Here is a 25,200-nt window from a genome sequence, read left to right as displayed (position 1 = left end):
AAGAATGAAGAATTAAGAATGAAGAATACCTTTATTTCTTATTCTTCATTCTCCATTTTTCATTTAATTGAACTCCAGCAAGAGGATTTCCCTCGGTTGCAATTCCAATGTCTCGCCCAATGTTACAGTACGTCCGCTTAGAAAATCTTTGGCTTCCGCTTGAGGCAGGATTTCACGGTACGGAGTGAGGTTGAGCGTCTGAGCCTGACCGGTTCCGTTCATCATTACCACCACCGAACGTCCGTTATACTTGCGTTCGTACACATACGTTCCGTTCTGAATGGAATAGTGTTTCAGTGTCCCTTTGCCGAGAACTTCGTTTCCTTTACGCCAGTTCAGCAGCTTGCGTGTAAAATCAAACGCTTCATTCTGCATAGCTGTGCGTCCGTTTGCTGTGAAGTTTTCGGTGGTATCGTTTTGCCAGCCTCCAGGGAAATCCTTGCGCAGGTCGCCATCGCCTTTGCCTTTATCGCCAGTCATCAGTATTTCTGTTCCATAATAGATTTGAGGAATGCCACGAGTGGTGAGCAAAAACGTAATGGCTTGTTTGTAGCGTGTAAGGTTCTCGGCTTTTTCATCAGTAGTGGCAAAGCGTGAAGTATCGTGGTTGTCAAGGAAAGTCAACAGATTCATCGGATTGGCATATACCAGATCTTGTGTCTGATAATCATACAGTTTGTACAATCCTCCTGCCCATTCGGTCGTTTCTTCATCGAAAGCCTGGTTCATCAGTCCCTGCAAGGGGAAGTCCATTACGGTAGGCAGATTAGAATTCTTCGGAGCAGCCAGTTTGCTGTCTTTTTGCCAATAAGACACCAATACGTTGGTGTTCAGCCAGGTTTCGCCTACAATGTTGAAATATGGGTATTCTTCCAGTACTTCTTTGCACCATTGGCTCATGAAATCGTAATCGGCATACGGATGAGTGTCCTGACGGATACCGTTGATGCCTGCATATTCTATCCACCAGATGCTGCTTTGGATAAGATAGCGTGCCACGTGGCGGTTGCGCTGGTTCAGGTCGGGCATCACTTGGGTGAACCATCCGTCGGTGGCGATTTTCTTCTCATACAGGCTGGCATGTACGTCCATTACACTTGCCGTCTTGAATGAGGTTTGTACGTATTCGGAATGGAAGTTGAACCATTCTTTCGATGGCTTGTCGCGGAACAGGTAGTTTTCGCTTCCGCAATGGTTGAATATCATGTCCATAACGACTTTCAGTCCTTTGCTGTGTGCCTGGTCAACCAAAGTCTTGAACTCTTCGTTTGTTCCGAAACGGCGGTCTATCTGATAATAATCCGTGATGGCATAACCGTGATAAGATCCGTCGGGCATATCGTTTTCCTGTGTGGGGTTGAGCCAGATGGCCGTTACGCCCAGGTCGGCGATATAGTCCAGATGGTCGGCAATGCCTTTCAAGTCGCCCCCATGGCGCGCGAACGGGTCATTGCGGTCTACCTTGTTCTCTTTCATACCTTCTACAATGTCGTTTTCCGGATTGCCGTTGGCAAAGCGGTCGGGCATAATCAGGTAAAGCACGTCTTCGGAAGTGAATCCTTGTATGTCGCTCCCCTTGCGCACACGTTGCTTCAATTCGTAAGAGACAGCCGTTTTCTTTTTCCCTTGAGTCAGGACGATATCGAATGTCTGTGCGGGAGCATCCGTCAGGTCAAGATAAAGAAAAAGATAATTCGGGCTGTCTTGCCTTACGGTTTCTTTCAAGACGATGTTCTTGCCTGTAACCGAAACCGCAGATGTAGCGATGTTCTTGCCATAAAGCATGATTTGAAGCTCGGGATTTTTCATTCCTGACCACCAGAAGTTAGGGGCTATCCGGTCGATTTCCATTACCGGAGCCGCTTTGCTGAATCCCAAGAAAGCAAAAGCGGCAAGCAGGGTAAGCCATAGTTTTTTCATGATAATAATTGTTTTATGATAGTATGAATTAATGTTAATGCCATCATGCCTTGATGCATATATCGGCGTAAGCCAATGCAAGTATATGCGTAGGCTGATGCAAGTGTGTGCATAGCCCGTTGGAACTATTTACTTTTCTTTTAAACAAAAATAGGAAAATAGAGGAATATTTCGTACATTTGGAAGCGGAATATAAGTGGGGTATGTTATTAAAGTAATGAGAATAAGATAGTTATCTTAAATTTAAAGGTGAAAAATATAAATCAGATTGTATGAAAAAAACTATTATATTAATTGTATTGTCGCATGTTCTTGCATTTGCTTGCATGGGGCAGTCTTCAAACGAACGGATTCTGAAAGAATTGGACGAAGTAATCGGGAAGAAAAAAGAGCACTGCGAAGAACGGGAAAGAACGATAGCCCAACTGAAGCAACGCCTTGCCAACGAATACGATAATGCACAAAGATACACAATCTGTAGTGAACTGTTCACTCAATACTTGCATTATCAGGCGGATTCCGCCTTGCATTATGTCGATGAGATGGAACGGTATGTCGGTTCGGCAAAGCCACAGAGAGCGGAAGCCGACGTGATTATCAACCGTGCCGATGCGATGGGTGTTATGGGAGCATATAACGAAGCCTTACAGACTTTAGAGCAGATAGACCGCAACCTGGTGACTCCGGACGTGCGGTTGAAGTATTACTACGCCATGCGTACCTATTACGGCTGGATGGCGGATTACACCATTATCCTTTCGGAAAAGGAAAAATACATCCGCAAGACCGCCTGCTACCGTGATTCGGTGCTGATGCTGGTGCCCGAAGGTCCCGGACGGAGCATTTCGCTGGCTGAAAAGATGTTGCTCGAATCGCAATTCGATGCCGCCATTCCAGTACTGAACAAAACCTTGTCCGCTCCGATGAGCATGCAAGAAAAGGCATACGTCAACTATACACTGGCATCAGTCTATGAAGCGAAAGGCGATGTCGAAATGCAGATTTATTATTTGGCCCAGACCGCCATTATCGACCTCACCATGGCAGTGCGTGAATACGCTTCCCTCCAGCGGCTGGCATGGGTTCTTTACCGGCAGGGAGATATCGAACGGGCTTACCGCTACCTTCGTTGTTCAATGGAAGATGCTGTTGCATGCAACGCCCGTTTGCGTTTTTTAGAAGTGACTGAAGTGTTTCCCATCGTCAACGATGGCTACTCTGACAGTGTAGCGAACGAACGGCGTATGATGAATATCTTTTTCTTTACGTTGGCGGTGATAGCGCTGCTGCTCGTCATCGTAGCGTTACGCCTGTATTCATGGAACAAGAAATTATCGCTCATGCGGGTGAATCTTTCGGCGGCTAACGAAGAACTGAAGACGGTGAACGAAAAGTTGGCGCAAACTGGTAAAATAAAGGAAGTGTATATTGCCAGATATTTGGATAAATGCGTAAGTTATCTCGACAAACTGGAGCAATACCGGCGTTTGTTGGAAAAACTGGCAATGGCTTCACGCATCGATGATTTGTTCAAGACTATCCGTTCCGACCAGTTTTTGCGCGATGAACGAAAGAATTTTTATATGGAATTCGACAAGTCTTTCCTCGAACTCTTTCCTAATTTTATTGATGATTTCAATGCATTGCTAACGGACGACGGGAAAATATACCCCAAAAAAGGAGAGCTTTTGAGTACGGAGTTGCGTATTTTTGCCCTGATCCGCTTGGGGGTAACTGATACAGCCCGTATAGCTCATTTCTTAGGCTATTCGCTTGCTACGGTATATAATTACCGCAGCCGTATCCGCAATAAGGTGAAAGTAAATAAAGAAGATTTTGAGCAGGAGGTGATGAAGTTGTAGAACACGCCAAGCATGCTTTTGGATGAACATAAGTGAGTCGGACGTATCTTATGAAAACGAATATATACTGCAACCGCTGATGAATATATACTGCATCTGCTGATGAATATATACTGCAACTGCTGATGAATATATATTGCATCGGCAAAGGCAGTACTACTGCGTTATTTGCATCCAGAGCAAGTTGCGGACATTTATCAAATTGGGCAAAATGCGGATAATCATATTATACTATATGGAAACATAACTATTCACCACAGAGACCACAGGGTACCACAAAGGACACAGAAGAATAGGTCAATAAACAATATGCTCATGTGAAAATAAATTAGCACATTGCCCTATTATTCATTGGCACATTAAGAAGCTGTTTTGAATTTATCGTGCGATGATTTGGGATGAGTTTTTGAGGCATTTTCGCTTTTGTGATGAGGAAGATAGCGGGCTATCTGACGAAGAACAGGAGCGAAAAGGACCAAAAAATCGCCCAAAGCACACACGAAAATGGATACATCAAGCCAAGAAAAACTTTTTGGAGAAATTCAAAACAGCTTCTTAGTAAATATCTTGTTCTGATGAAGGTGCCTGGACGGATTTTGCCTGTTCGGGTGTCGGTTCATTCATGTTTTCGAATACGAGTGTTTGTTTTCCGTAAACGGCATGGTTGACCTCCATCTTGATGCCTTTGGCACGGTCAATCGGGAGTGTGTTGAGATTATAGCATACCACTTCCGTTCCGGGATTGAACACGTCTGTCGTGTCTCCATATGTGTTGTAGCGGTATTCCAGATGGATATATCCGTCTTCTCCTATCTCTTGTTCATCTGCATGTCTTATCAGGCTGACCCGGTGCTTTTTCTCCAGTGGCATTTTCATATCGAACAGCATGTTCATGTATCCTCCTGCTATCCATGCTTCACGTACATAGGCTGGGTCGTTGGCATATTCGTTCTCGTTTTCATTAGTCAGGTCTTCTACCGTTTTGGTCAGGAAAGTGCGTAGCTGTTCTGGCTTGATTCCCACATCGTATCCGTAATAATTGTCATATAACGGGTTGAAGACCAGCAGTCCGCGTGTACCTTCTGTTATCTGATACCCCCATATTCCCGAAGCAGCGGGATACATGGTTCCCCATGTGTCGCCTGTAAAAGTATAGATTCCATCACTCTCTACATGTATGGTCACCCAGTCGTAGGCAATATCACCGATAGAATATCCGTCTCCGTCATCGCATGAGGTTTGAAGCATGCCTATTGTCAGTGCACAGAGACCCATTGCGTATTTCAATAATCTTTTCATATTTGTGTGGTTTTACTATTCAATAAGTAAAGACGGAAAGAGTTTGAATACTGCATGCATTTAGCATAAATTAAGGAAATATCGGGGGGGGGAATAAAAAGATGCAGATATACATTGGGACAGCGGTTTGGGAAATTCTCGACAAGCCTTGCTGTGTATGTATATCTGCGTCTCGTTTTTTAAGAATATGAGGGGTAGGTTATTGGGCTGTTGAGTCTGTTGCTGCCGGTGTGGTAGCCTGTTCGGTCTGGGGTGCAGCAAAGCCTTCGGGGGCATTTAACGGATTTGTTTTCTGTTCCTGAACAGCCTGATCCATGATTACAGACGAACCTTGAGTGGCACTTGGCAATACATAAGCAGCTGCAACACTTAAAACTACCATGAAAACAGCCAGTCCCCATGTCAGTTTTTCAATGAAATCGGTTGTTTTTCTTACACCCATAATCTGATTGGAAGAAGCAAAGCTGGAAGCCAATCCTCCTCCTTTTGAATTCTGTATCAATACCACAAAGCACATTAATACAGATGCCAGTACGATTAATCCAACTAATAATAAGTACATTTTCTTTTATTTTGATTTAGCGTTAATAATCAATTTTTCCAAAAATCTCATTTGGTCTGCAAAGTAAGCATTTTTTTTTGGATATTTCAAATTTAATTTCTTGATAATTTCAAGAGCTTTCTCATAACGGTGCTGTTTGACGTATATTTTAGCCAAAGTTTCGGTAAAATAGTTTTCATCGTTTTCGGTTTCTGTCTGTGCTTCTTCATCATCCGGTTCGTTTTCTTCCTGTAGGGATGGAGCGGCGGGCGTTTCGTGCGACTGTGTATTTTCGATAAAACGGTCTATCAGTTCCTGGCCCTTCATTGGAGTGACTTTTTCAGGCTTTGTTCCTTCCTTCAGCAGTATGGTTGCATAGTCCATGTTGGCTTCTGCAGGAAGGGGCAGGTCATTTCCCAAGGATTCGGGTGTGCCAGATAAGAAACGGTCGATGAGGTCGAGGGTGCGGTCTGTATCAGAAGCATTTGCTGGTGTTTTCTTGTCGTTCGTATGCTGTTTGATGGAAAGACGTTCACCTTCGATGAAGTAGAAAAGTACACTCAGGTCGGCAATGTAGAGTGCGCTTTTCTGTAACTCGGCTTTAAAGTCGGGGCTTTGTAGCAGATACAGGTTCTTGAGGTAAAGTAAACGTGCCGTCTGAAAGTAAGGATAGCGCGACAAAAGTTCGCGTAGTTGCTCCAGACTTTCTTCCGATAACGATTCGGGATGTAAAATCCACTGTTGTAGGTTTTCTTGTATCATTTTTACCAGTTAGCCACAGTAGCATTAAATATTTGGTCTACAATCTCATCAATCATTTCACTCACCAGTCCTTCTTGCACAGAAGAAAGCTGCTGGCTGGCATCGTATTCACGGCTTGCCGAGAACTGTTGTTCAAAGTCTTCGGCATGATTGGTATTGTTGACAAAACGCACATTGACGGTCATGCGCAATTCTGCCATTGTAGAATAACCGTCGGAACCTACACCTTTATTATATGCGTCGTAATTGGTTATTTCGCCCGAAAGTTCCAGGTCGCCTCCCTGACGTGCCTGTTTTAAACGGGTTTGCCGCATATAGATGTCTTGCAAAGCCGTGTTGAACATCGATTCCATCGGACCCCAGACAAAGGCTGCCGAACGGTTGGGAAAATTTTCGAATGAAATGGTTTTTACTTTGTCGTAGTTGATAGATGCTCCATTAAACTTATACGAGATGGAGCAAGCTGTCAGTATGCAGGCAAAGACTGCACACATGCCTATAAGTTTACTGCGTTTTTTATTCAAGTCCATATTCTTTGATTTTTCGGTAAAGTGTACGTTCTGATATTTTCAAGTCGGCAGCAGCGTTTTTGCGTCTGCCATGATGTCGCTCCAAAGCTTTGCGGATCATTTCTTTTTCCACGTCTTCCAATGCCAGGTTTTCTTTTACATATTCTTCGGTATCTTGTACCTCTGAAGGCTCTACGGGGGTGACGTTGATAGGGTGCTCTGTTGCAGATACAGGTTTGACTACCACAGGCGATTCGGGTATGACATTTACTGTATTTTGCAGATAGTGTACCGGCACCTCAGTGGGTTGTGACACGGTATAGCTGGGGTGTTCGGCCATAATGTCATGAACTAGTCTTTTCAGTTCGGTTACATCCCGGCGCATGTCAAACAAGACCTGATACAGGATTTCGCGTTCGCTTTCGAATCCTTTTTTCTCAGATGCATGGATGCCTAATAAGGCAGGCAGGCGTGACTCTGGCTGTGGAGGCAGGTAGCTCTGCAATATGGCGGGAGTGATATCCCGATTGGTTTCCAGGATGGATATCTGTTCGGTGATGTTCTTCAGCTGGCGGATATTGCCTGGCCACGGATAGTGAACCAAAAGCTGCTTGGCTTCTTCCGTAAGTTGGATGGCGGGCATATGGTATTTTTCGCCAAAGTCTGAGGAAAATTTCCGGAACAACAAGACAATATCTTCTGTACGTTCCCGCAAAGGCGGGACTTTGATAGGCACTGTGTTCAGGCGATAGTAAAGGTCTTCACGGAATCTTCCTTCGGCAATGGCATCGGTGAAATTGACATTGGTCGCTGCTACAATGCGTACATCTGTTTTTTGTACTTTTGATGAACCTACCTTGATGTACTCGCCTGATTCGAGTACCCGGAGAAGGCGTGCCTGTGTCGATAAGGGGAGTTCGCCTACTTCATCAAGAAAAATTGTTCCTCCGTTTGCTTCGGCAAAGTATCCGTTACGGTCGCTGATAGCACCTGTAAAGGATCCTTTTTCGTGTCCGAACAATTCGGAATCGATTGTTCCTTCGGGGATGGCGCCACAATTGACGGCTATGTAAGGGCCGTGTTTACGGCTGCTGAACTGATGGATGATTTGAGGAAAACTTTCCTTACCTACACCGCTTTCACCGGTTACTAATACCGACAGGTCGGTAGGAGCTACTTGTATAGCTATATCAATGGCACGGTTCAGCCCCTCGGTATTTCCGATGATGCCGAACCTGAGTTTTACGCTTTGGATTTCTGTCTTATTCATATGGGTGACTTCTTTATATGACAAAATTACAAAAATCTTGTTATATCCAGCAATTTTGGCAGCTTTTTATTTGGTGTTAAGAGCCTGGTCACCTTTTTTAGAATACGGTACGAATCATGAAACGGATGCCCCATTTATTGGCGGTAGGCAGGTTATTATAATTCAGCCGGCGTACATATTCAATATGCAGTAACTTGAAGATATTGTGTATACCTGCTGTGATTTCTACATACGGCTTATGTGGATCCATCACATGACTGGAGTAATCGTATCCTCCGGCTGCATTGTAATGTCCTGGAAACATCATTAAGACGTTATCGTTGCGGTTTTGTTCCAGAAATGGATTGTTTTTGTCGGTCAGTTTTCCCCAAAGGCATTTCACGCCGATAAATTCACGCCATTTCAGCTTTTTGAGCAGAGGAATGCGGTTGAACAGCTTGCCTTGCATGTTCCACGATACATCAAGCGAGGCATAGCGGTCGTTCAGAAACTCCATGTTATTGATAAGATTGAATGTTTCTTCTTGAATGATGTACGACAAGTTGGCTGCCGGCATAATCAAGAGGGGGAAAGGTACCTTGTTCCACTGGATGCCGCCTTTCAGGTATACATCAATATTTCCCCAAGAGTTGAGCCAAAAGCGTTTGTAGGCACTGAAATCGGTCATATTGTATGTATAGTCACTTCCCAGTATACCTTTCACGGAAAGGGTATGCTGAATGGAGAATACCGGTGCATCCAGATTTACCGGCAGGCGGCGTTGTTTGGTATTGACAAATGTTTCTCCCGGTGCATAGCGGAAAGCTATCGAAGCTTCGGCAACGGTAATATCGTGTGTGTTGAATGGTGAATGTACCCATTCCGTACCCGATAGCCTGCCGTTTGCAATGGCAGATTGCAGTTGCGATTCGCCAGCCATGGTGCGGTAGAACAATTTTCCGCATGGCTCATAATTGGCATAGCGTACAAAGGCGGTAGTCTTGAAGCCGAATTCGCGTTCGCGTTCGTATTTAATGGTGGCTTTCCGTTCGTAATTGTATTGGTCTACCGTACATACTTTCAGCGATGTAAACACGTTGTCTTTGTCGGTATGGATGAACTTGTCGGAAGGCAGCATGTTGTCATACTGGTAGGTGAACGTCATCGAATGTTTCGGAAATTCGCGCGGAAGGTATTCTTTCTTGTCGAACGAATATTCCACTTCACCCATATACTTCGACCGCTTGTCTTTGAATCCGTAAGCATAATATCCTTTCAGGAAAAGGTGTGGATTCAAGTTGGCTGTAGTTTGTGCCGATGCACGCAGGCGTAACCCGTCAATGTAGTTAGAGGTAATCATGGTATTGATAGGACCTATATCTACCTTGCTGTCGGGGGTACTGGTTTCCACAAAATTCTCGATAAGTGCTTTTAAGAAAAACATGAAGTATTTGAAACCTTTTATTTTGGTCAGGTCGTCCACAAAACTGCCCATACGTTGTTCCGATTGGGTCAAGTCTTCTTGCCTGTACTTGCTCCAGAATTCGTTGTCGCGCATCATGGCATTTACATCCTTTATTTCTTTTCCTTTTTGTTTGAAAAGTCTGTTGGGTAAAGGGTCAAAGTTGAAGTCGAAATACCGGGTGGTCCGTCTTACTAGAAAGCTTCCCAGTACTTTTTTCAGGTAAGACATTTCGCACAGCATATCATCTTCCAGCAAGGTCCATTCTCCTGTGGGCAGTTCGCCGAACTTCTGGTCAATCACCATGTGGTCGACAAAGTTGATATCGGTTTTCTTTGGCAGGTTCAACTGGCATTGTTTGACACGATAGGTAGAGTCGGCAAGGATATACAGGCTTCCTGTAAATCCGAAGTCTTGTGAGTTGTTGGGCACGAACGAGAGGCGGAAACACTTGTCGCGCTCCACATAAATGGTATCCATGATATAGAACTTGTAAAACCGGATACCTGCTTCCGATATCGGGCTGTCGAACGGATATTGAAGAAAACGGAAACGGTCTTGGTAGATGTCAATATCCTGAAAGACGTCTTTCAGGACAGTTGTAAGCATTTCGCCGGTACTGAACAGCTCGTTCACCCCCGTAGAGTTGATGCCACGCACATAGGTCTTTTCCGAATGCGGTTCTTTACGGTATACGTTTTCATAGACGGTTTCGTCGACCGAAAGGGGAAGGATGTTCTTGCCTGTTACGTCGCATACCTCTACCTGGTCGCGGAAGAAAGGATATTGCTTGAATAGCCAGGATTCGCGTAAAGTGTCTGCCGTGATGTTGTTTTTGGCAAACATGATTTTCTGGTATTTATAATATTGGTAGAAGTCCTTTTGCTTCAGGTCTGTTCTCCGCTTCGAAGCAATGACTTTCTTTATCATTTCTACGGCAGGATTGTTCTTGCGGGAGTATTTTTCTTTTTTAGGTCGTATGATGATTTCGTCAAGCATCTGGTCTATTTCTTTCATGCTGACGTTCAGTTCGCTTGTTTTTGCTGATACGATGATTTCTTGTGTTTCGTATCCTACCATGGAAAAAGTCAGTTTAGTCCATCCTGCATGATATGCAATCGAATATTCGCCATCATTATTTGTTACAGTTCCCACTCCTTTCCCGTCGTAATATATATTTAAATAAGGAATAGGTTCGCCTGTATTTGCGTCGACAACCACCCCATGAATCTGGGCTGCAATCTCCATCATACAGAACCAACCTATAAATATAAGGAGTAATCGTTTCACCATATCAATAATCTTACTACGCTTTTTATTAAATTTGAAAACGAAGGCGAAATTACACCACTTTCTTGTTTCTGACAAATGAAAAACGTTGAAAACTGATAAATAAACCGACTTTTATGTAGTATTAACCATTATTAATTTAGATTTTAAGGAAAGACATTTCAAAGAAAAACCGTACTTTTGTAGGCTCTTACAGAAGAGACTTCAAGGTGACAGCTTGTCGGTTAATAAACAAGAGTATGCAGAAGATACCTTTTTTTCATCAGTTGATAGCAAGTGGATTCGGTAGCGGATACAGTCCGGTGGCTCCAGGTACGGCAGGTGCCCTTTTGGCAATGTTGGTATGGTGGGGATATGCGTCTTTGCTCGATTATGTATTTATACAGGTTATAACAGCATCGTTGGTCGTTGTCTTTACTGTATTAGGTGTATGGTCGGCTGGCGTATCCGAGAAATATTGGGGAGCCGACCCGTCACGGGTAGTCATTGATGAGATGGTGGGAACCTGGATCGCTCTCTTGGCTGTGCCTGCTCATGGGCATTGGGGATACATGGTTGCGGCGTTTCTGTTATTCCGCTTTTTTGATATCCTCAAGCCGTTAGGCATCCGGAAGATGGAGCGTTTCCGGGGAGGATATGGTATTATGGCAGATGATATATTGTCGGGCATTTATGGGCTGATAGTTATTTATTTTTATAGATGGATTGTGACGTGAAGGACTGGCTTATAGGTTTCACTCAGGGGAAAGGTTTGTTTATGTTTATCCGTGCCCAGCTTTCGGCACAGGTAGCGACTGTTGTCGATTTTCTGGTCAGTATTGTACTGAATCAGGGATTCGGCATCTATTATGTTTATGCTACCTTGACAGGCTCGGTCAGCGGAGGATTGGTGAATTGCGCCATTAATTATAAATGGACTTTCCATACTGAAGATTGCGGTCCGATGTATGTGTTGTTTAAATATCTTCTGGTCTGGTTGGGAAGTATTGGGCTTAATTTGTGGGGCACATACCTGCTGACCGAATTTCTGACGATGCAACAAAGTCGTCTGCATCTGACAGACTCTACCGCTTTTATTCTTTCGAAGGTTATTACTTCGGTAACGGTAGCTGTGTGTTGGAATTACAATCTGCACCGTATGTTCGTATTTAAAGATGCTCAAATAAATAATCGATTGAAAAACAGAATAAAACAAATCAAACACCGACATGGAAATAAAAAAACAAGCTAAAAAGATGCGGGACGCATTGCAGCAGTTTATTTATAAAGTGATAGACCCGCTGGTTCATGGAATGATAAAGATAGGTATTACGCCTAATATGGTGACAACTATCGGTTTCCTGGGAAACCTTGCAGGAGCCTGTATTTTGATTTATGCAGGGGCTCATCCGGACGAAACGCCCTACCGGCTTATTGCCTGGGCGGGTGGAGTGATATTGGTATCTTCTTTGTTTGACATGATGGACGGGCAGGTGGCACGCATCGGGAAGATGGCATCTACTTTCGGAGCCATGTACGATTCGGTACTTGACCGGTATAGTGAGCTGGTGACATTGGGAGGTATTTGTTTTTGTCTTATCGGGCATGGCTATCTGGCAGGTGCCGTTATAACTTTTGCCGCTTTAATCGGTTCGCTGATGGTAAGTTACGTGCGTGCCCGTGCCGAAGGATTGGGGCTGGAATGTAAAATCGGGTTTATGCAACGTCCCGAACGTGTCGTGCTGACCAGTGTAGCTTTGCTGGTATGTGGTATCACGGCGACTTGTGCCCGCGGGCTTTCGTTTGATGCCATGCTGATTCTGATTATACCGATGGCATTTATTGCAGTTTTTGCCAATATTACAGCATTGGCACGTATCGAATACAGCCGTCGTCAGCTGATAAAGTGATTTTGATATGGATTTTAAGAGACAATTGAAGGCAGGTTTCCCTTCTGTCAGGGAAATCATTACGCTTGTGGCGGCACTTGCGGTGTGGATGGGTGTTACTGCTGTGTTTGTTGGGATACGTCCCGAACATTGGTTAATGACACTTTTGCTGATAGTCTTGTTTTTTTCCGGTTCTTTTACACGTAAGCTGGCAATTGCCTTATTGCCGTTTGTCGTTTTTGCCATATCGTATGACTGGATGCGTATCGTGCCTAACTATGAGGTTAATCCGATTGATGTGAAAGGATTGTACGAAGCCGAGAAGCATCTCTTCGGCATTGCTACTGCACAAGGGATACTGACACCTAATGAATTTTTTGCGGTTCACCATTGTGCGGTTATGGATTTTATGGCAGGAGTGTTTTATTTGTGCTGGGTGCCGGTGCCGGTCTTGTTCGGGCTGGGACTTTATTTTACGCGCCAGCGCCGGGTCTATCTTCATTTTGCACTGGTATTCCTCTTTGTCAATCTGTTGGGTTTTGTCGGTTATTATATTCATCCTGCAGCTCCACCCTGGTATGTCATGCATTATGGTTTCGAACCGGTTCTCAACACACCGGGCGATGTGGCTGGGTTGGGACGCTTTGATGAGATGACGGGACTTACGGTCTTTCATGGGTTGTACGGCCGTAATGCCAATGTCTTTGCTGCGGTACCTTCTTTGCATTCCGCCTATATGGTAGTTACCCTGTTTTATGCTTTCAGGGCGCGTTGTGCCTGTTGGCTTCGGTTGACGTTTACCGTTATCATGTGCGGAATATGGTTTACGGCTGTCTATTCCGGACATCATTATCTGATAGATGTGATGTTAGGTATCTTGTGTGCACTTTTAGGGATTCTTCTTTTTGAGCAGGGTTTGATGCGTATACCAGCCTTCCGGAGGTTTGTCGGGAAATACGTGGGATATATTTCTTAAGAAGCTATTTTGAATTTATCGCCCAAAGCACACACGAAAACGGATACATCAAGCCAAGAAAAACTTTTGGAGAAATTCAAAACAGCTTCTAGAATGACTGGACTGATTGTGTCGCCAATTTTTGCATCAAATATACATCCCGATAGCCTTCCCCGGTATGAACCCAGTCTTTCAGGGTACCGGTGAGGCTGTAGCCCAGCTTTTTGAACAGGCGGAAACTGGCTGTATTGTCACTCCGGATGTAGGCATACAGCTGGTGAATGCCCAACAGCCCGAAACAATGTTGTTCCAGTAAGCAGAGTGCCTCAAAGGCAATGCCTTGGCGGCGGTAAGCAGGTTTTACAACAATGCCTGTCTCGGCGCGCCGGTGACGCGCGTCAAAGGCGAACACATCTATAATGCCTGCCACTTCTCCTGATGCATGTTCAATCATGAGGCGGAGTTGACCGTCGGCGAACAGGTCGTTTTGGTTTTCGGCGATGTATTTTTTCAACTGGTAACGCGAATAGGGACCTGTGGCAGGGCCGTTTTCCCAAAACGAGGCATCGTTTTCGAAAAACATCATTTCATCAATATCCTCAGGCTCTGGAGCGCGTAGGCTGATTTTACTGGAATGCAAGGACGGGTTCATTCGGACAGAGAGGTATCAGAGAGGTTTAATTCACTCAGCAGGCGTTCTTTGCCTGGAACGCAAAACAGTGAGGCTATTACGGTCATACCGGTGCAGAGCAATCCGGTGGTGTCCATCGTCCAATAGTAAGCAGACAGACTTGCAAGAGAGGCTACTGTGAGCAGGGCGATGCGTATTTCGCTCCACCGGCGGTAACTCTTTAGGGCATTCTTGAGAGGAAGGGCAGCGATGTGCCGTGTAAGTGACAGGTTGAAGAGGCGCAGCGACAGGGGGATGAGACATATCGTGAGCAGGATGCTGGTTACCTGCATGATGTATTCCATCTGGGCATCGCCTGCAAAAAGCCCTTGAGGCAAGATGTCGCATTCATATAGCGCGGCGAGCAACACAGTCAGCACCCACATCAGGGCATATTCGGCTTTCAATATCCGTATCAGGCGTTTCAGTTCTTTTTCCATAAATCGTAAAATCGTAAATCGTTAAATCGTAAATTCAAATCGTGGTGCCCGTGAACACAATCCGGTTGGCGATGGATCGTCCTAGCGTGACCTCATCGGTATATTCCAGCTCGTCGCCGATGGAGATGCCCCGGGCGATGATGGTCAGTTTCACGTTGTAGGGTGCCAGTTTGCGGAAGATGTAAAAATTGGTTGTGTCGCCCTCCATGGTCGAGCTGAGCGCCAGGATGACTTCCGACACGGTGCCTGCCTTCACGCGTTCCACCAGGCTTTCTATCTGCAGGTCCGAGGGACCGATGCCGTCCATCGGTGAGATGACTCCGCCCAGCACGTGGTACAGTCCGCGGTATTGCTGGGTGTTTTCGATTGCCATTACGTCGCGGATGTTTTCTACCACGCAGATGGTCGAGGCATCGCGCGAGGGATTGGAGCAAATCTGGCAGACGTCCGTGTCCGAAATGTTGTGGCACACCTTGCAATACTTCACTTCATGTTTCAGCCGGATGAGCGCATTGCCGAACGATTCCACTGCCTGCGTGTCTTGCCGCAGCAGGTAGAGCACCAGTCTCATGGCGGTCTTTCGGCCGATGCCGGGCAGCTTGGCAAACTCGTCTACTGCCTTTTCGAGTAATGCGGACGGATATTGTTGGTTCATCGTTTCTAATTTCCTTATCTGTTTCCGAGGCGCAAATGTACGAAAAATCCCGCTTCTTTAAGCGATGCGGCAAGGAAAACTTTCAAACGCAGCCTGTTGCCTTGCGGCTTTTGTCAGGCTGAAACGATGGTTTTAACCGGTGAAAACTGCAGTTTCAGCCTGTTGAAACTCCTGAAGCGGCTGGAAGTTTCGCGGGTGGCGATTGGTTGTCTGTGTGATTGTGGGCTTTTTCAGTTGATGATGAGTTTGTACCCGATGCCTCGGACATTTACGATGCGGATGCGCTCGTCGCGCGAGAGCTTGTGGCGGAGTTTGGTGATGAATACGTGCAGGCTGCGCTGGTTGAAGAACGTATCGTTGCCCCATAACTCAATCAGAATGTCTTGCATCAGGGTCACTTCGTTCCGGTTTTCACAGAGGCGGCGCAAGATTTCGCTTTCGCGGTAAGAAAGTTCGGTCTCGTTTCCGAGGTAGGAGAGGCGTTGGGTGATGGCGTTGAAGCGGTACCTGCCTATTTCGAATTCTGTTACGGACGTTTGCTTTTCTGGGGCTGAATAGTTGGAAGCCCGTCCTAAGAGCGCTTTGATGCGCACGATGAGTTCCTGCATCCCGAACGGCTTTTTCAGGTAATCGTTCCCTCCTAATTCGAAGCCTTCCACCACATCGTTCGTGGCAGAGTGGGCCGTGAGGAAAAGCACGGGTGTCTGCTTGTCCTTGCGCCGGATGCGGCGCACCATTTCGAATCCGTCCATGCGGGGCATCATCACGTCTGCCACTACCACGTCCGGCTTTTGGTCGAAGAACTTTTCGATTCCTTCTTCCCCGTTTTCCGCCAAACGGATAGCGAAGCCTTGCCCTTCCAGCGTGTCCTTGATGATAAGGGCGAGTGTCTCCTCGTCTTCCACCAGCAGTACATCGATTATTGCTTCTCTATTCTTCATTCTTAATTCTTCATTCTTAATTTAATCGTGAATTCGCTTCCTCGTTCCGGTTCGCTCTTCACTTCCACCGTTCCGCCGTGTTTCTCGGTCATGGTCTTTACGTAATACAGCCCCAGCCCATAGCCCTTTACGTCGTGCAGGTTTCCGGTAGGCACACGGTAGAATTTGTCGAACACGTGGCGTTGCTTGTCGTGCGGGATGCCGATGCCTTGGTCGCGGACGGAGAGGATGAACCAGCCGTTGTCTTCGTGGCAGGTTATGTCAATCTGTGCCTCGCCGGGCGAATACTTCACGGCGTTGTCCAGCAGGTTGCTCACGATGTTGCTGAAATGCGTGCGGTCGGCGTATACGGTGAGGTTCTCCGGCTCGATGCGGAGGGTAATGCCGGCGGGCTTGTCCGCTTTCAGCTTATGCTGTTCGATGAGCGGTGCGATGACTTCCTGGGGCGCGAAGGTTTCCGGATGCAGGCGGAAAGTCTTGCGCCGTTCCATTGACATGCCGAGTATCTGTTCCACCAGCCCGCTCAGTCTCCGTAATTGTTCCTGGCAGATGCGCAGGTAGCGTGCGCGTTTCGCCGGGTCTGTTCCGGAGTCGAAGTTGAGCAGGGCATCGCTGGCGGCGTATGCCACGGCGATGGGGGTCTTCAGTTCGTGGGTGATGTTGTTGGTGAAGTCGCTTGTCATTTCTTCCAGCGTCTTTTGGCGCAGGAGGGTGCGGATGAGGAAGCCGAACGCAAGCCCCAAGATAACCAGTATCAGCGCCGAGGCGGTGAGGATGCCTGCCATTTGGGTGAGCACGATGCTCTCGATAGGCTCTAAGGTGAGCCGGTAGAGCCAATTGCCGTGCCGGTCGTAACTGTAATCGTAGGTAATGGCTTTCGGCGAAGGGAGGTAACCGCCGGTGCTTTTGACATTGAGCGTGTCGGTGAACGTATAGCTCGAATCGACGGTGCTTCCCCGGTGCAGGTACATCAGCCGGTAAGGGGCGCGGATGCCGATGCGGCGAAGTTCGGTCTCTAAGAGGCTGTCGAAGACGGCGAAATCGGGATCGCTCAGTACGTCCATGGCGGCGTGCAGCCCTTGCTGGAAGTTGGAGGCGAGTTCGTCAGCCGAGTTTTTGTTTTCGAAGAGGATAGAGGCGATGTCGGCTTGCAGGGCAGCTTGCGGGGCGGGGACGGTGTCTTTTACACTGTGTTCCCAAATGGAGATGCGGGTGCTGTCGCCGTACTTGACGCTGCGGATAGTATGGGTCTTCGTGAACGCCCGTTCGTCGTCGTATCCGGTCGAGACGGTCACTTCGGCTTGTGCCAGCGAATCGTTCTGCAGGTTCTTGACGCGCACAATCATTTCGTTGTAATCGCTCGTGCGCAGGGCTTCGCGGATGTCCTTTTCCATTTCGCTCCGTTGGGTGCGGTAAAGGCTGGTCAGCCAATAGGCTTGGTAGGCGAATACGCCCGCCAGCGAGAGGATGACCAGCAGGGCGATGTATTTCAGGGGCAGTTTCATGCGTTGGTCTTTTTTTAGGTTTGTTTTTATTGAATATCCGCATTTTGCCCAATTAGCTGTAGGGGCGTATTGCATACGCCCTGAAAAACATCCACGTAGATAAGTGTGCGTATTCGGGCGTATGCGATACGCCCCTACATGGGCTGTTTGCGGATATTCATATTGTTCTTTCTCTGCGATTCCTTCCTGCAACGTGCAGGAAGTTTTCGCAGGTCTGCAATTCCTTGCCGACGCCGTGGGGAAGCTTTCCCAGCTTGGGATTCCTTGCCGACGCCGTGGGGAAGCTTTCCCGGTTTGGGATTCCTTGCCGACGCTGTGGGGAAGCTTTCGCAGGCCTGCAATTCCTTGCCGACACCGTGGGGAAGCTTTCGCAGGTCTGCAATTCCTTGCCGACACCGTGGGGAAGCTTTCGCAAGGCAAAGATAGGTCTTTCCGCTCAATCTTGCGGAAAACGGTAAGACTAAATAACACTTCCGGTAACACTCGGTAAGACGGAAGATAAGGCGGATTCCGCGGGAAATGCCGAATTTTGCCGTATCAAACAAAAACGGAAATACGATGAAACGAATGATTTTGATTATCGGGCTGGCAGCTTTCGGAGCTGGGCTTCCGGCACAAGAAGCAGCAGATAGTTTATTGACGGGCGACGTGCAGACGGACAGCTTGTTTCAGGCTTTGCCCGAAGTGATGGTGGAAGGCGAACGCCCCGTGGTCAAGGCATTGCCGGGGAGGTTGGAATACGACCTGCCGCGGATGATAGCACAGAAACCGATAGACAATGTATATGATGCCTTGAAGGAACTTCCGGGTGTGGTGGAGATGAACGGCGGGCTGACGTTGGGCGCACGGGGCGTGACCGTCGTGCTGGACGGGAAAGTGACGAATATGAGTGCCGGACAACTTTATTCGTTGCTCAAGTCAATGCCTGCCAGCCGTATCGAGCGGGTGGAAGTGATGTACAATGCTCCGGCGCGCTATCAGGTGAGGGGTGCGTTGATAAACGTCCGCCTGCGCCACCGCATCGGCGACCCCGGCTCGGTGCAGGGCGAAGCGTTCGCCAAGTATGACCAGCGGCACGAAGCTTCGTTCGAGGAGCGTGCCTCCTTATTATATAATGGAGGGAAGTTTTCGGCGGATTTCCTTTATTCGCATACGCACGGCGAGAGTTACAACACGACCGACAAAGAGGCGCGCCACTGGCAGGAGGCGGAGGGTGAGGCTTATTCTGTCCGGAACCACGAGAGGGGGCACGGACGGAACCATACGCATACGTTCCGCCTCGGCGCCGATTACCGGTTTGCCGAAAATCATACGCTGGGCTTTGTCTATAATGGGAGTTACGATACCAGCCATTATAACCAATATACTACGGGCACACAGACTGCAACGACCTTGGGCAATCAGGAATCATGGCTTCACGATGGGCGGTTGGATTATCAGGTTCCGTTCGGGCTGAAGGCAGGCGTAGAGTTTACATGGTATCATGCGCCAGGCAGCCAGCGTCTCGCCAGCGAAATGGAGGAGACGGACATGGACTTTTATACCGAAGACGCGCAGCGCATCAATGCCTGGAAGTTCTACGTGTCGCAAGAACATCAGCTGAAGCACGGCTGGGGACTGAACTATGGAGTGGTGTATTCTACGAGTGTGGACAATTCGTACCAGCGTTATTCGGGGAATGAAGGATTGCCTTCGGACATGGATTCGCGCCGGAGGGAACAGACGCTGAACGTATATGCGGGCTTCAGCAAGTCGTTCGGCGAAGATTTGTCGGTGGACTTTTCGCTTGCAGCCGAGCGTTACCGGACTCCGGTGTGGGACGAATGGAGTTGGTATCCGAATCTGACGGCTACGTATAAACCTTCCGCCAGCCATATCGTGCAGCTTTCTTTCAGCAGCGACAAGCGTTATCCCGGTTACTGGGCGGTGCAGGATGCGGTGTCTTATCTGGGCGGAGGTTATTCGGAAGTGCAGGGCAATCCGTTGCTGAAGCCTTCGAAAGATTACGATGTGAGGTTGGTGTATGTCTTGAAATCGAAGTATATCTTTTCTGCCTGGTTCAGTCATACGGAAGATTATGCCACGCAGACGCTTTACCAGTCGCCCGAACGCTTGGTGGAGATTTACCGTTATCTGAATTTTGATTTCCAGCGTCAGGCGGGCATTCAGGCTTCCCTTCCGTTCAAGATAAAGAAATGGCTCGACTCGCGCCTGACGCTGATAGGCGTATGGACGCGCGAGAAAGACGCCGACTTCTATGATATGCCTTTCGACCGGCGCATCGCTTACGGCATGGCGGTGTGGAACAATACAGTTACGCTTTCCACTCGTCCGGACTTGCGTCTGACACTGAATGGTTTCGTGCGCAGCAAAGCTCATCAAGGCACGTACGATTTGCCTGCCAGCGGGAATGTGGACGTAGCGTTGCGTTACGCTTTCGCCGGCAAGAACTGCATCCTCTCGGTTTGGTGCAAGGATATTTTCGAGACCGCGGGCATCGACCCGTATATCCGCATCGCCCGCCAGTGGGTGACGAACGATTATTCGTGCTACCGTTCCGTAGGCTTGTCGTTTACGTGGAAGTTCGGCGGCTATCAGGAGAAGCGTCGGGAAGCGGTGGATACGTCCCGTTTCAAATAGTGTCTTTTTCGTGCGTTTGTAGCGGAGTTTGAAGATATTTTGCTATCTTTGCCTTGTCACTTAATCATATAAGGAGGAATACGCTATGAGAGTATCAGCATCGATGGAAAGTCTTTGGCAATATATCCAGTCGCTTTCGCTTAGCGAGCGGAACCGTATATGGCTTGCCGACAAATTGCTGGAAGGCACCCGCAAGGAGGAAGAGGAAACCGAGTATATCAGCAAGGAAGAAATCCTCGCGGGGATTGACGCGGGGCTGAAAGATATGAAGGCTGGACGAACACGGCCTGCCGAAGAATTATTAGAGGAGCTTCGGAATGGACTATAAGATAAAAACGGCAAAATCTTTTGATAAGGAAATTAAAAGATTAGGTAAACGTTATGCGTCCATTGCTGACGATTATGCGAAACTGCTTCTTGAGATTTCAGCCAATCCGCACCTCGGTACCGACTTGGGCGGCGGATTGCGCAAGATTCGCATGGCTATCACCTCGAAAGGGAAAGGCAAGAGCGGCGGCGCGCGGGTTATTACCTTTACGGTAGTGGTAGCGGTGGAAGAGAGCGAAATCAACTTGCTTTACATTTACGATAAGGCGGAGCGTTCTTCTATCAGCAAGAAAGAAATCGAAGAGCTGCTTCGGTTGAATGGATTGAAATGACAATGAACGGCATATTCATCCTTGTTACCATAGCGGTTTATTTCGGCATCCTTTTGCTGGTGGCGCATATCACGTCGGTTCGCAGCAGCGACAACGATGCTTTTTTCCGGGGCAACCGCCAGTCGCCGTGGTACATTGTGTCGTTCGGTATGATAGGGGCTTCGCTTTCGGGCGTGACGTTTGTTTCGGTGCCCGGCATGGTGCGGAGCATTGATATGACGTATATGCAGACCTGTCTGGGCTTTTTTGTCGGTTATCTGCTGATAGCCCATGTGCTGCTTCCGCTTTATTACCGGCTGAACCTGATTTCCATTTATACTTATTTGAAAGAACGTTTCGGTGTCTGTTCTTATAAGACGGGCGCTTCTTTTTTTCTGGTCTCTAAATTGCTGGGAGCGTCCGCGCGTCTGTACTTGGTCTGTCTGATTTTGCAGCATTATGTGTTCGACGCATACGGTGTCCCTTTTTTGCTGACTGCCATCGGTACGGTAGTCCTCATCTGGCTATACACGCATAAGAGCGGAATACGTACCATTGTCTGGACCGATAGCCTGCAGACCTTCTGCCTGCTGGCGGCTTTAGTCCTTATTATATACAAGGTAGTGGCGATGCTCGGTGGCGACTGGCCATCGGTTGCCGGTGCTGTGGCGGATAATGCGCACAGCCGTATCTTTGTGCTCGACGACTGGCATTCGAAGCAAAACTTTTTCAAGCAGTTCTTCAGCGGCATTTTCATTACCATCGTTATGACAGGGCTGGATCAGGATATGATGCAGAAGAACCTTTCGTGCCGTAACCTGAAGGAGGCGCAGAAGAATATGTATTGTTACGGTTTCTCGTTTTTGCCGGTCAATTTCCTGTTTCTGGTGTTGGGGATATTGTTGTTGCTGGCTTCTTCCCGGTTGGGGGTAGACTTGCCAGCCAAGGGGGATGATATTCTTCCGATGTTTGCCGCCGAGGGATATTTAGGTCCGGTGGTGCTGGTGCTCTTTACCATCGGCATAATCGCTGCGGCTTTTTCCAGTGCCGATTCGGCATTGGCGGCATTGACCACCAGTTTCTGTATTGACATTCTGGAGGTAGGACAGTTTTCGGAGGGTAAGGCACAACGCATCCGCCGGTGTGTACATATAGGTATTTCTGTTGTTTTTATCGGCTGTATGTTGGTGTTCAAGGCGGTAGGCAGTCAGAGTATTATCGATACGATTTATGTACTGGCAGCCTATACGTACGGGCCGCTGTTGGGCATGTTTGCTTTCGGAATGTTTACCCGCAGGTTGCCTCGCGACCGGTTTGTTCCTTATGTGGCGTTGCTCTCTCCGCTGGTGTGTTATGCCACCGACCGCCTGTGTTTTTACCTGGCAGGATATGCTTTCGGTTATGAAATGTTGATGTTCAACGGGCTGCTGACCTTCTTAGGTTTGTGGTCATTGAGCAGGAAAGTGTTAAAAAGCTGATGCAGAACATAAAAAAAGGTATTTGTTGTTCGGAGAAAAGCTTGTAATTTCGCAGCCAACAATCAAAAACAACCTAATGGTATCATGAAGACACTGATTATAACATTGATTTGCGGGCTGCTGGCGGTAAATTCCCTTTTTGCAAAAGGTTTCGAGCGTCCGGTTACGGCCGATTATCAAAAAGGGGTAGAGGCTTTGAACGAAGGTAATATCGAACAGGCTTATACTTATCTGACTAACGAACTGAACGCCAATCCGGAGAATGGCTATGCCCATTGCTATATGGCTTTGGTCTGTAATTTTTGCGGAGATGCTAAGTTGGCTTTCCATGCAGTAAACGAAAGCTTACGCTTTATACCCGAAGCGGATACCGAGTATCGTGCGTTTGCGTATTATACGCGAGGCATGCTGCTGATGAATGCCAAGGCATACGCCGAAGCGGAAGACGATTTGGATGAGGCTATCCGCCTGACTCCTTCGGATGTGGAAAACTATAAGGCACGTGCAGAAGTTTATATGAACAACGGCAAGTATGAAGAGTCATTGGCCGATTTGCAGATGGCGATGAAATTGGACAGCCATGCCGATGTATATGATTTGATGATGCAGTTGCTTCAGGCAAATCCCGACCCGGTTTTCTTCGATGAGGTGACCAGTGCATTCAGCAATGCCACGGCAGCGCGTTGACGCTTTTTCACCACAGATTACACAGATTAATCAATTTACGATTTGATAATTTACTATTTTTGATATTAAGAAGCTGTTTTGAATTTATCGTGCGCTGATTTGGGATGAGTTTTTGAGGCATTTTCGCTTTTGTGATGAGGAAGATAGCGGGCTATCTGACGAAGAACAGGAGCGGAAAGGACCAAAAAATCGCCCAAAGCACACACGAAAACGGATACATCAAGCCAAGAAAAACTTTTTGGAGAAATTCAAAACAGCTTCTAAAATCGTACTTCGTAAATCGAAAAATTGAATATCCGTGTAATCTGTGGTGCTTTTTATAATATTCCATCAGGAGTACCGTCGTGGGAAACGGAATGCGATGCTTAGGATGGCGAATATTCCTAATGCCATCGGATAATAAAGGTAGGGAATAATGTCGAGTGGAGACAATTGGGTCAGTCCGGCTGCAATCAGCATCTGTGCCCCATAGGGGATAATGCCCTGTATTACGCACGAGAATGTGTCGAGTATGCTGGCACTTTTCCGCTTGTCTACCCGGTATTCTTCCGCTATGCGGCTGGCGAGTGGACCCACTGTGATGATGGCAATCGTATTGTTGGCGGTACAGAAATTGGCAAGGCTGACGAGGGCGGCAATGCTGAATTCGGCTCCCCGGTTGTTGTTGATGCGTTCGGTCAGCCGGTGCAGGATATAGTCGATGCCTCCATTGAACCGGATGAGTTCCAGCATACCGCCTGCCATCAGCGTGATGATAATCAGTTCCCCCATTCCCAGTACACCTTCTCCCATTGCGCCAAACCATCCGAAAAGGTCGAATGTGCCGTATCCCCATCCGATGATGCCGGTCGACAGCAAGCCTAAGAGCAATACCAGTGTGACATTCATTCCGGCGATGGAAGTCCCCAGCACGATAAGGTAGGGGATGATTTTCACCCATTCGATGGGAGAGATGTCGGGATGGGCTTCGGTTTGCATTCCGTATACAATGTAGTATATCAATACCAGCAGGGCTGCCGGGAGAGCAATCAGAAAATTGACACGGAACTTGTCGCGCATCACGCAGCCTTGGGTGCGTGTCGCGGCAATGGTGGTATCGGAAATAAAAGAAAGATTGTCACCAAAGAAAGCCCCTCCAACGACGATTGCCGTCATAAACGCCATGCTGATGTCGGTCTTGGCGGCAATGCCTGCAGCTACCGGAGCAAGGGCGACAATGGTGCCTACCGAGGTGCCGATGGAGAGCGAGATAAAGCACGAGGCGAGAAATACGCCGGCAAGCAACAGGTTTTCCGGAAGGAGCCAGAGGGTAAGATTGACGGTAGCATCAATGGCTCCCATGGCTTTTGCCGACTGGGCAAAGGCTCCGGCAAGGATAAATATCCAAATCATCAGCATGATGTTGGTATTGGCGGCTCCCGAAGAGTATTGCAGGATGCGGTCGTTCAGCGAAAGCCCTTTGGTTGTGGCGACGGCATAAACCGAAGCTACCAGGAACGCCACGGTTATGGGAACTTTGTAAAAGTCGTTGACGATGATGGAGGTTATCAGGTACAGGCACAGAAAAACGACGAGCGGCATCAGTGCCCATCCGTTCGGCTTGTTTACAATGGGAGTCAGTTTGTTATAGTCCATGAGTCGAAAAATCTGTAAAATGAAAGCTGGTGCAAAGATAATATTTTTATATGAATGTCCGCATTTCACCAATAAGGAGTTATTTCAGGGAGTTAAAGGGAGTTAGAAGCCAATACTTTTACTAATGGAAACCATAGCAGGGCTATTGGCATTTAACTTCTGTGAGCGAAGCGGGCATGACTCCTTTTCATCCA

General features: G+C 47.5%; 25 protein-coding genes. 12 read left to right on the top strand and 13 right to left on the bottom strand.

The genetic code is table 11. The features are described 5' to 3' along the window. Positions 1–63: 63 nt before the first annotated feature. Positions 64–1,920, bottom strand: coding sequence for a glycoside hydrolase family 13 protein (locus H9625_RS01250; RefSeq protein WP_191762779.1), 1,857 nt, complete (start codon positions 1,918–1,920; stop codon positions 64–66). Between the two features lie 272 nt (positions 1,921–2,192). Between H9625_RS01250 and H9625_RS01245 the strand changes: the two genes are divergently transcribed. Both H9625_RS01245 and H9625_RS01240 read left to right on the top strand, forming a co-directional pair. Next, positions 2,193–3,782: a DUF6377 domain-containing protein gene (locus tag H9625_RS01245; protein ID WP_087247464.1), complete on the top strand. Its 1,590-nt coding sequence runs from the start codon at positions 2,193–2,195 to the stop codon at positions 3,780–3,782. A 388-nt stretch (positions 3,783–4,170) separates the two neighbouring features. Further along, a complete protein-coding gene (locus H9625_RS01240; RefSeq protein ID WP_191762778.1) occupies positions 4,171–4,341 on the top strand; it encodes a hypothetical protein in 171 nt (56 codons plus the stop codon). On the opposite strand, the gene H9625_RS01235 is transcribed toward H9625_RS01240, so the two are convergent. The 6 genes from H9625_RS01235 to H9625_RS01210 all read right to left on the bottom strand — a co-directional run bounded on the left by H9625_RS01235 (position 4,338) and on the right by H9625_RS01210 (position 10,897). Beyond that, positions 4,338–5,081 carry a NigD1/NigD2 family lipoprotein gene (locus tag H9625_RS01235; protein WP_087208622.1) on the bottom strand — a complete coding sequence of 248 codons (744 nt, stop codon included), beginning with the start codon at positions 5,079–5,081 and terminating at the stop codon, positions 4,338–4,340. The two genes, H9625_RS01240 and H9625_RS01235, sit on opposite strands and share 4 nt — an antisense overlap. A 199-nt stretch (positions 5,082–5,280) precedes the next feature. Continuing rightward, positions 5,281–5,643, bottom strand: coding sequence for a preprotein translocase subunit SecG (secG, locus tag H9625_RS01230; RefSeq protein ID WP_087208620.1), 363 nt, complete (start codon positions 5,641–5,643; stop codon positions 5,281–5,283). A 6-nt stretch (positions 5,644–5,649) separates the two neighbouring features. Next, complete coding sequence (locus tag H9625_RS01225; protein WP_022039260.1) at positions 5,650–6,384, bottom strand: hypothetical protein; 735 nt, start codon at positions 6,382–6,384, stop codon at positions 5,650–5,652. Between the two features lie 2 nt (positions 6,385–6,386). Further along, positions 6,387–6,914, bottom strand: a complete 528-nt coding sequence (gene lptE, locus H9625_RS01220; RefSeq protein WP_022039259.1) for an LPS assembly lipoprotein LptE — start codon at positions 6,912–6,914, stop codon at positions 6,387–6,389. Beyond that, positions 6,901–8,163: a sigma-54 interaction domain-containing protein gene (locus H9625_RS01215; RefSeq protein WP_191762777.1), complete on the bottom strand. Its 1,263-nt coding sequence runs from the start codon at positions 8,161–8,163 to the stop codon at positions 6,901–6,903. Before H9625_RS01215 ends, lptE begins: the two co-directional genes overlap by 14 nt. A 97-nt stretch (positions 8,164–8,260) precedes the next feature. Further along, entirely contained in the window at positions 8,261–10,897 is a 2,637-nt protein-coding gene (locus H9625_RS01210; protein ID WP_191762776.1) for a DUF5686 and carboxypeptidase-like regulatory domain-containing protein, read from the bottom strand. A 236-nt stretch (positions 10,898–11,133) separates the two neighbouring features. On the opposite strand from H9625_RS01210, the gene H9625_RS01205 reads away from it, so the two are divergent. The 4 genes from H9625_RS01205 to H9625_RS01190 are packed head-to-tail and all read left to right on the top strand — an operon-like array spanning position 11,134 to position 13,738. Beyond that, positions 11,134–11,610 (top strand): phosphatidylglycerophosphatase A family protein, encoded by a 477-nt coding sequence (locus H9625_RS01205; protein WP_022039256.1) that lies wholly within the window; start codon positions 11,134–11,136, stop codon positions 11,608–11,610. After that, positions 11,607–12,125, top strand: a complete 519-nt coding sequence (locus H9625_RS01200; RefSeq protein ID WP_394354906.1) for a GtrA family protein — start codon at positions 11,607–11,609, stop codon at positions 12,123–12,125. The genes H9625_RS01205 and H9625_RS01200 overlap by 4 nt, the downstream gene beginning before the upstream one ends. Then, entirely contained in the window at positions 12,103–12,783 is a 681-nt protein-coding gene (locus H9625_RS01195) for a CDP-alcohol phosphatidyltransferase family protein (protein ID WP_087208616.1), read from the top strand. Before H9625_RS01200 ends, H9625_RS01195 begins: the two co-directional genes overlap by 23 nt. 7 nt (positions 12,784–12,790) lie before the next feature. Next, the gene (locus H9625_RS01190) at positions 12,791–13,738 is read left to right on the top strand and encodes a phosphatase PAP2 family protein (protein WP_191762775.1); all 948 of its coding nucleotides are present in this window, start codon (positions 12,791–12,793) and stop codon (positions 13,736–13,738) included. An 88-nt stretch (positions 13,739–13,826) separates the two neighbouring features. On the opposite strand, the gene H9625_RS01185 is transcribed toward H9625_RS01190, so the two are convergent. The 5 genes from H9625_RS01185 to H9625_RS01165 all read right to left on the bottom strand — a co-directional run bounded on the left by H9625_RS01185 (position 13,827) and on the right by H9625_RS01165 (position 17,928). Then, positions 13,827–14,369: a GNAT family N-acetyltransferase gene (locus H9625_RS01185; RefSeq protein WP_022039252.1), complete on the bottom strand. Its 543-nt coding sequence runs from the start codon at positions 14,367–14,369 to the stop codon at positions 13,827–13,829. Then, positions 14,366–14,827 carry a hypothetical protein gene (locus tag H9625_RS01180; protein ID WP_022039251.1) on the bottom strand — a complete coding sequence of 154 codons (462 nt, stop codon included), beginning with the start codon at positions 14,825–14,827 and terminating at the stop codon, positions 14,366–14,368. The genes H9625_RS01185 and H9625_RS01180 overlap by 4 nt, the downstream gene beginning before the upstream one ends. 34 nt (positions 14,828–14,861) lie before the next feature. Next, a complete protein-coding gene (gene recR, locus H9625_RS01175) occupies positions 14,862–15,482 on the bottom strand; it encodes a recombination mediator RecR (RefSeq protein ID WP_013617063.1) in 621 nt (206 codons plus the stop codon). Positions 15,483–15,712: 230 nt separating this feature from the next. Beyond that, a complete protein-coding gene (locus H9625_RS01170; RefSeq protein ID WP_191762774.1) occupies positions 15,713–16,423 on the bottom strand; it encodes a response regulator transcription factor in 711 nt (236 codons plus the stop codon). A 2-nt stretch (positions 16,424–16,425) separates the two neighbouring features. Continuing rightward, the gene (locus H9625_RS01165) at positions 16,426–17,928 is read right to left on the bottom strand and encodes a sensor histidine kinase (protein WP_191762773.1); all 1,503 of its coding nucleotides are present in this window, start codon (positions 17,926–17,928) and stop codon (positions 16,426–16,428) included. A gap of 558 nt (positions 17,929–18,486) precedes the next feature. Between H9625_RS01165 and H9625_RS01160 the strand changes: the two genes are divergently transcribed. From H9625_RS01160 to H9625_RS01135, 6 genes are all read left to right on the top strand, one after another. Next, the gene (locus H9625_RS01160; protein ID WP_191762772.1) at positions 18,487–20,568 is read left to right on the top strand and encodes a TonB-dependent receptor; all 2,082 of its coding nucleotides are present in this window, start codon (positions 18,487–18,489) and stop codon (positions 20,566–20,568) included. 85 nt (positions 20,569–20,653) lie between these two features. Further along, positions 20,654–20,896 carry a hypothetical protein gene (locus H9625_RS01155; protein ID WP_022038978.1) on the top strand — a complete coding sequence of 81 codons (243 nt, stop codon included), beginning with the start codon at positions 20,654–20,656 and terminating at the stop codon, positions 20,894–20,896. After that, positions 20,886–21,227 (top strand): type II toxin-antitoxin system RelE/ParE family toxin, encoded by a 342-nt coding sequence (locus tag H9625_RS01150; RefSeq protein ID WP_191762771.1) that lies wholly within the window; start codon positions 20,886–20,888, stop codon positions 21,225–21,227. Before H9625_RS01155 ends, H9625_RS01150 begins: the two co-directional genes overlap by 11 nt. Positions 21,228–21,229: 2 nt before the next feature. Next, complete coding sequence (locus H9625_RS01145) at positions 21,230–22,684, top strand: sodium:solute symporter (RefSeq protein WP_191762770.1); 1,455 nt, start codon at positions 21,230–21,232, stop codon at positions 22,682–22,684. 84 nt (positions 22,685–22,768) lie between these two features. Then, positions 22,769–23,371, top strand: coding sequence for a tetratricopeptide repeat protein (locus H9625_RS01140; RefSeq protein WP_087247445.1), 603 nt, complete (start codon positions 22,769–22,771; stop codon positions 23,369–23,371). A 112-nt stretch (positions 23,372–23,483) separates the two neighbouring features. Next, on the top strand, positions 23,484–23,663 hold the full coding sequence (locus tag H9625_RS01135) for a hypothetical protein (protein WP_191762769.1): 180 nt from the start codon (positions 23,484–23,486) through the stop codon (positions 23,661–23,663). 38 nt (positions 23,664–23,701) lie between these two features. Here H9625_RS01135 and H9625_RS01130 read toward each other — a convergent pair whose 3' ends face one another. Continuing rightward, positions 23,702–25,006, bottom strand: coding sequence for a Na+/H+ antiporter NhaC family protein (locus tag H9625_RS01130; protein ID WP_087406219.1), 1,305 nt, complete (start codon positions 25,004–25,006; stop codon positions 23,702–23,704). Between the last annotated feature and the right edge of the window lie 194 nt (positions 25,007–25,200).

This window comes from Phocaeicola intestinalis (genome assembly GCF_014837065.1).
Classification (GTDB): Bacteria; Bacteroidota; Bacteroidia; order Bacteroidales; family Bacteroidaceae; genus Phocaeicola; species Phocaeicola intestinalis.
The sequence above is the reverse complement of the archived record's forward strand: the minus strand, read 5'-3'. Positions and strand labels throughout refer to the sequence as shown.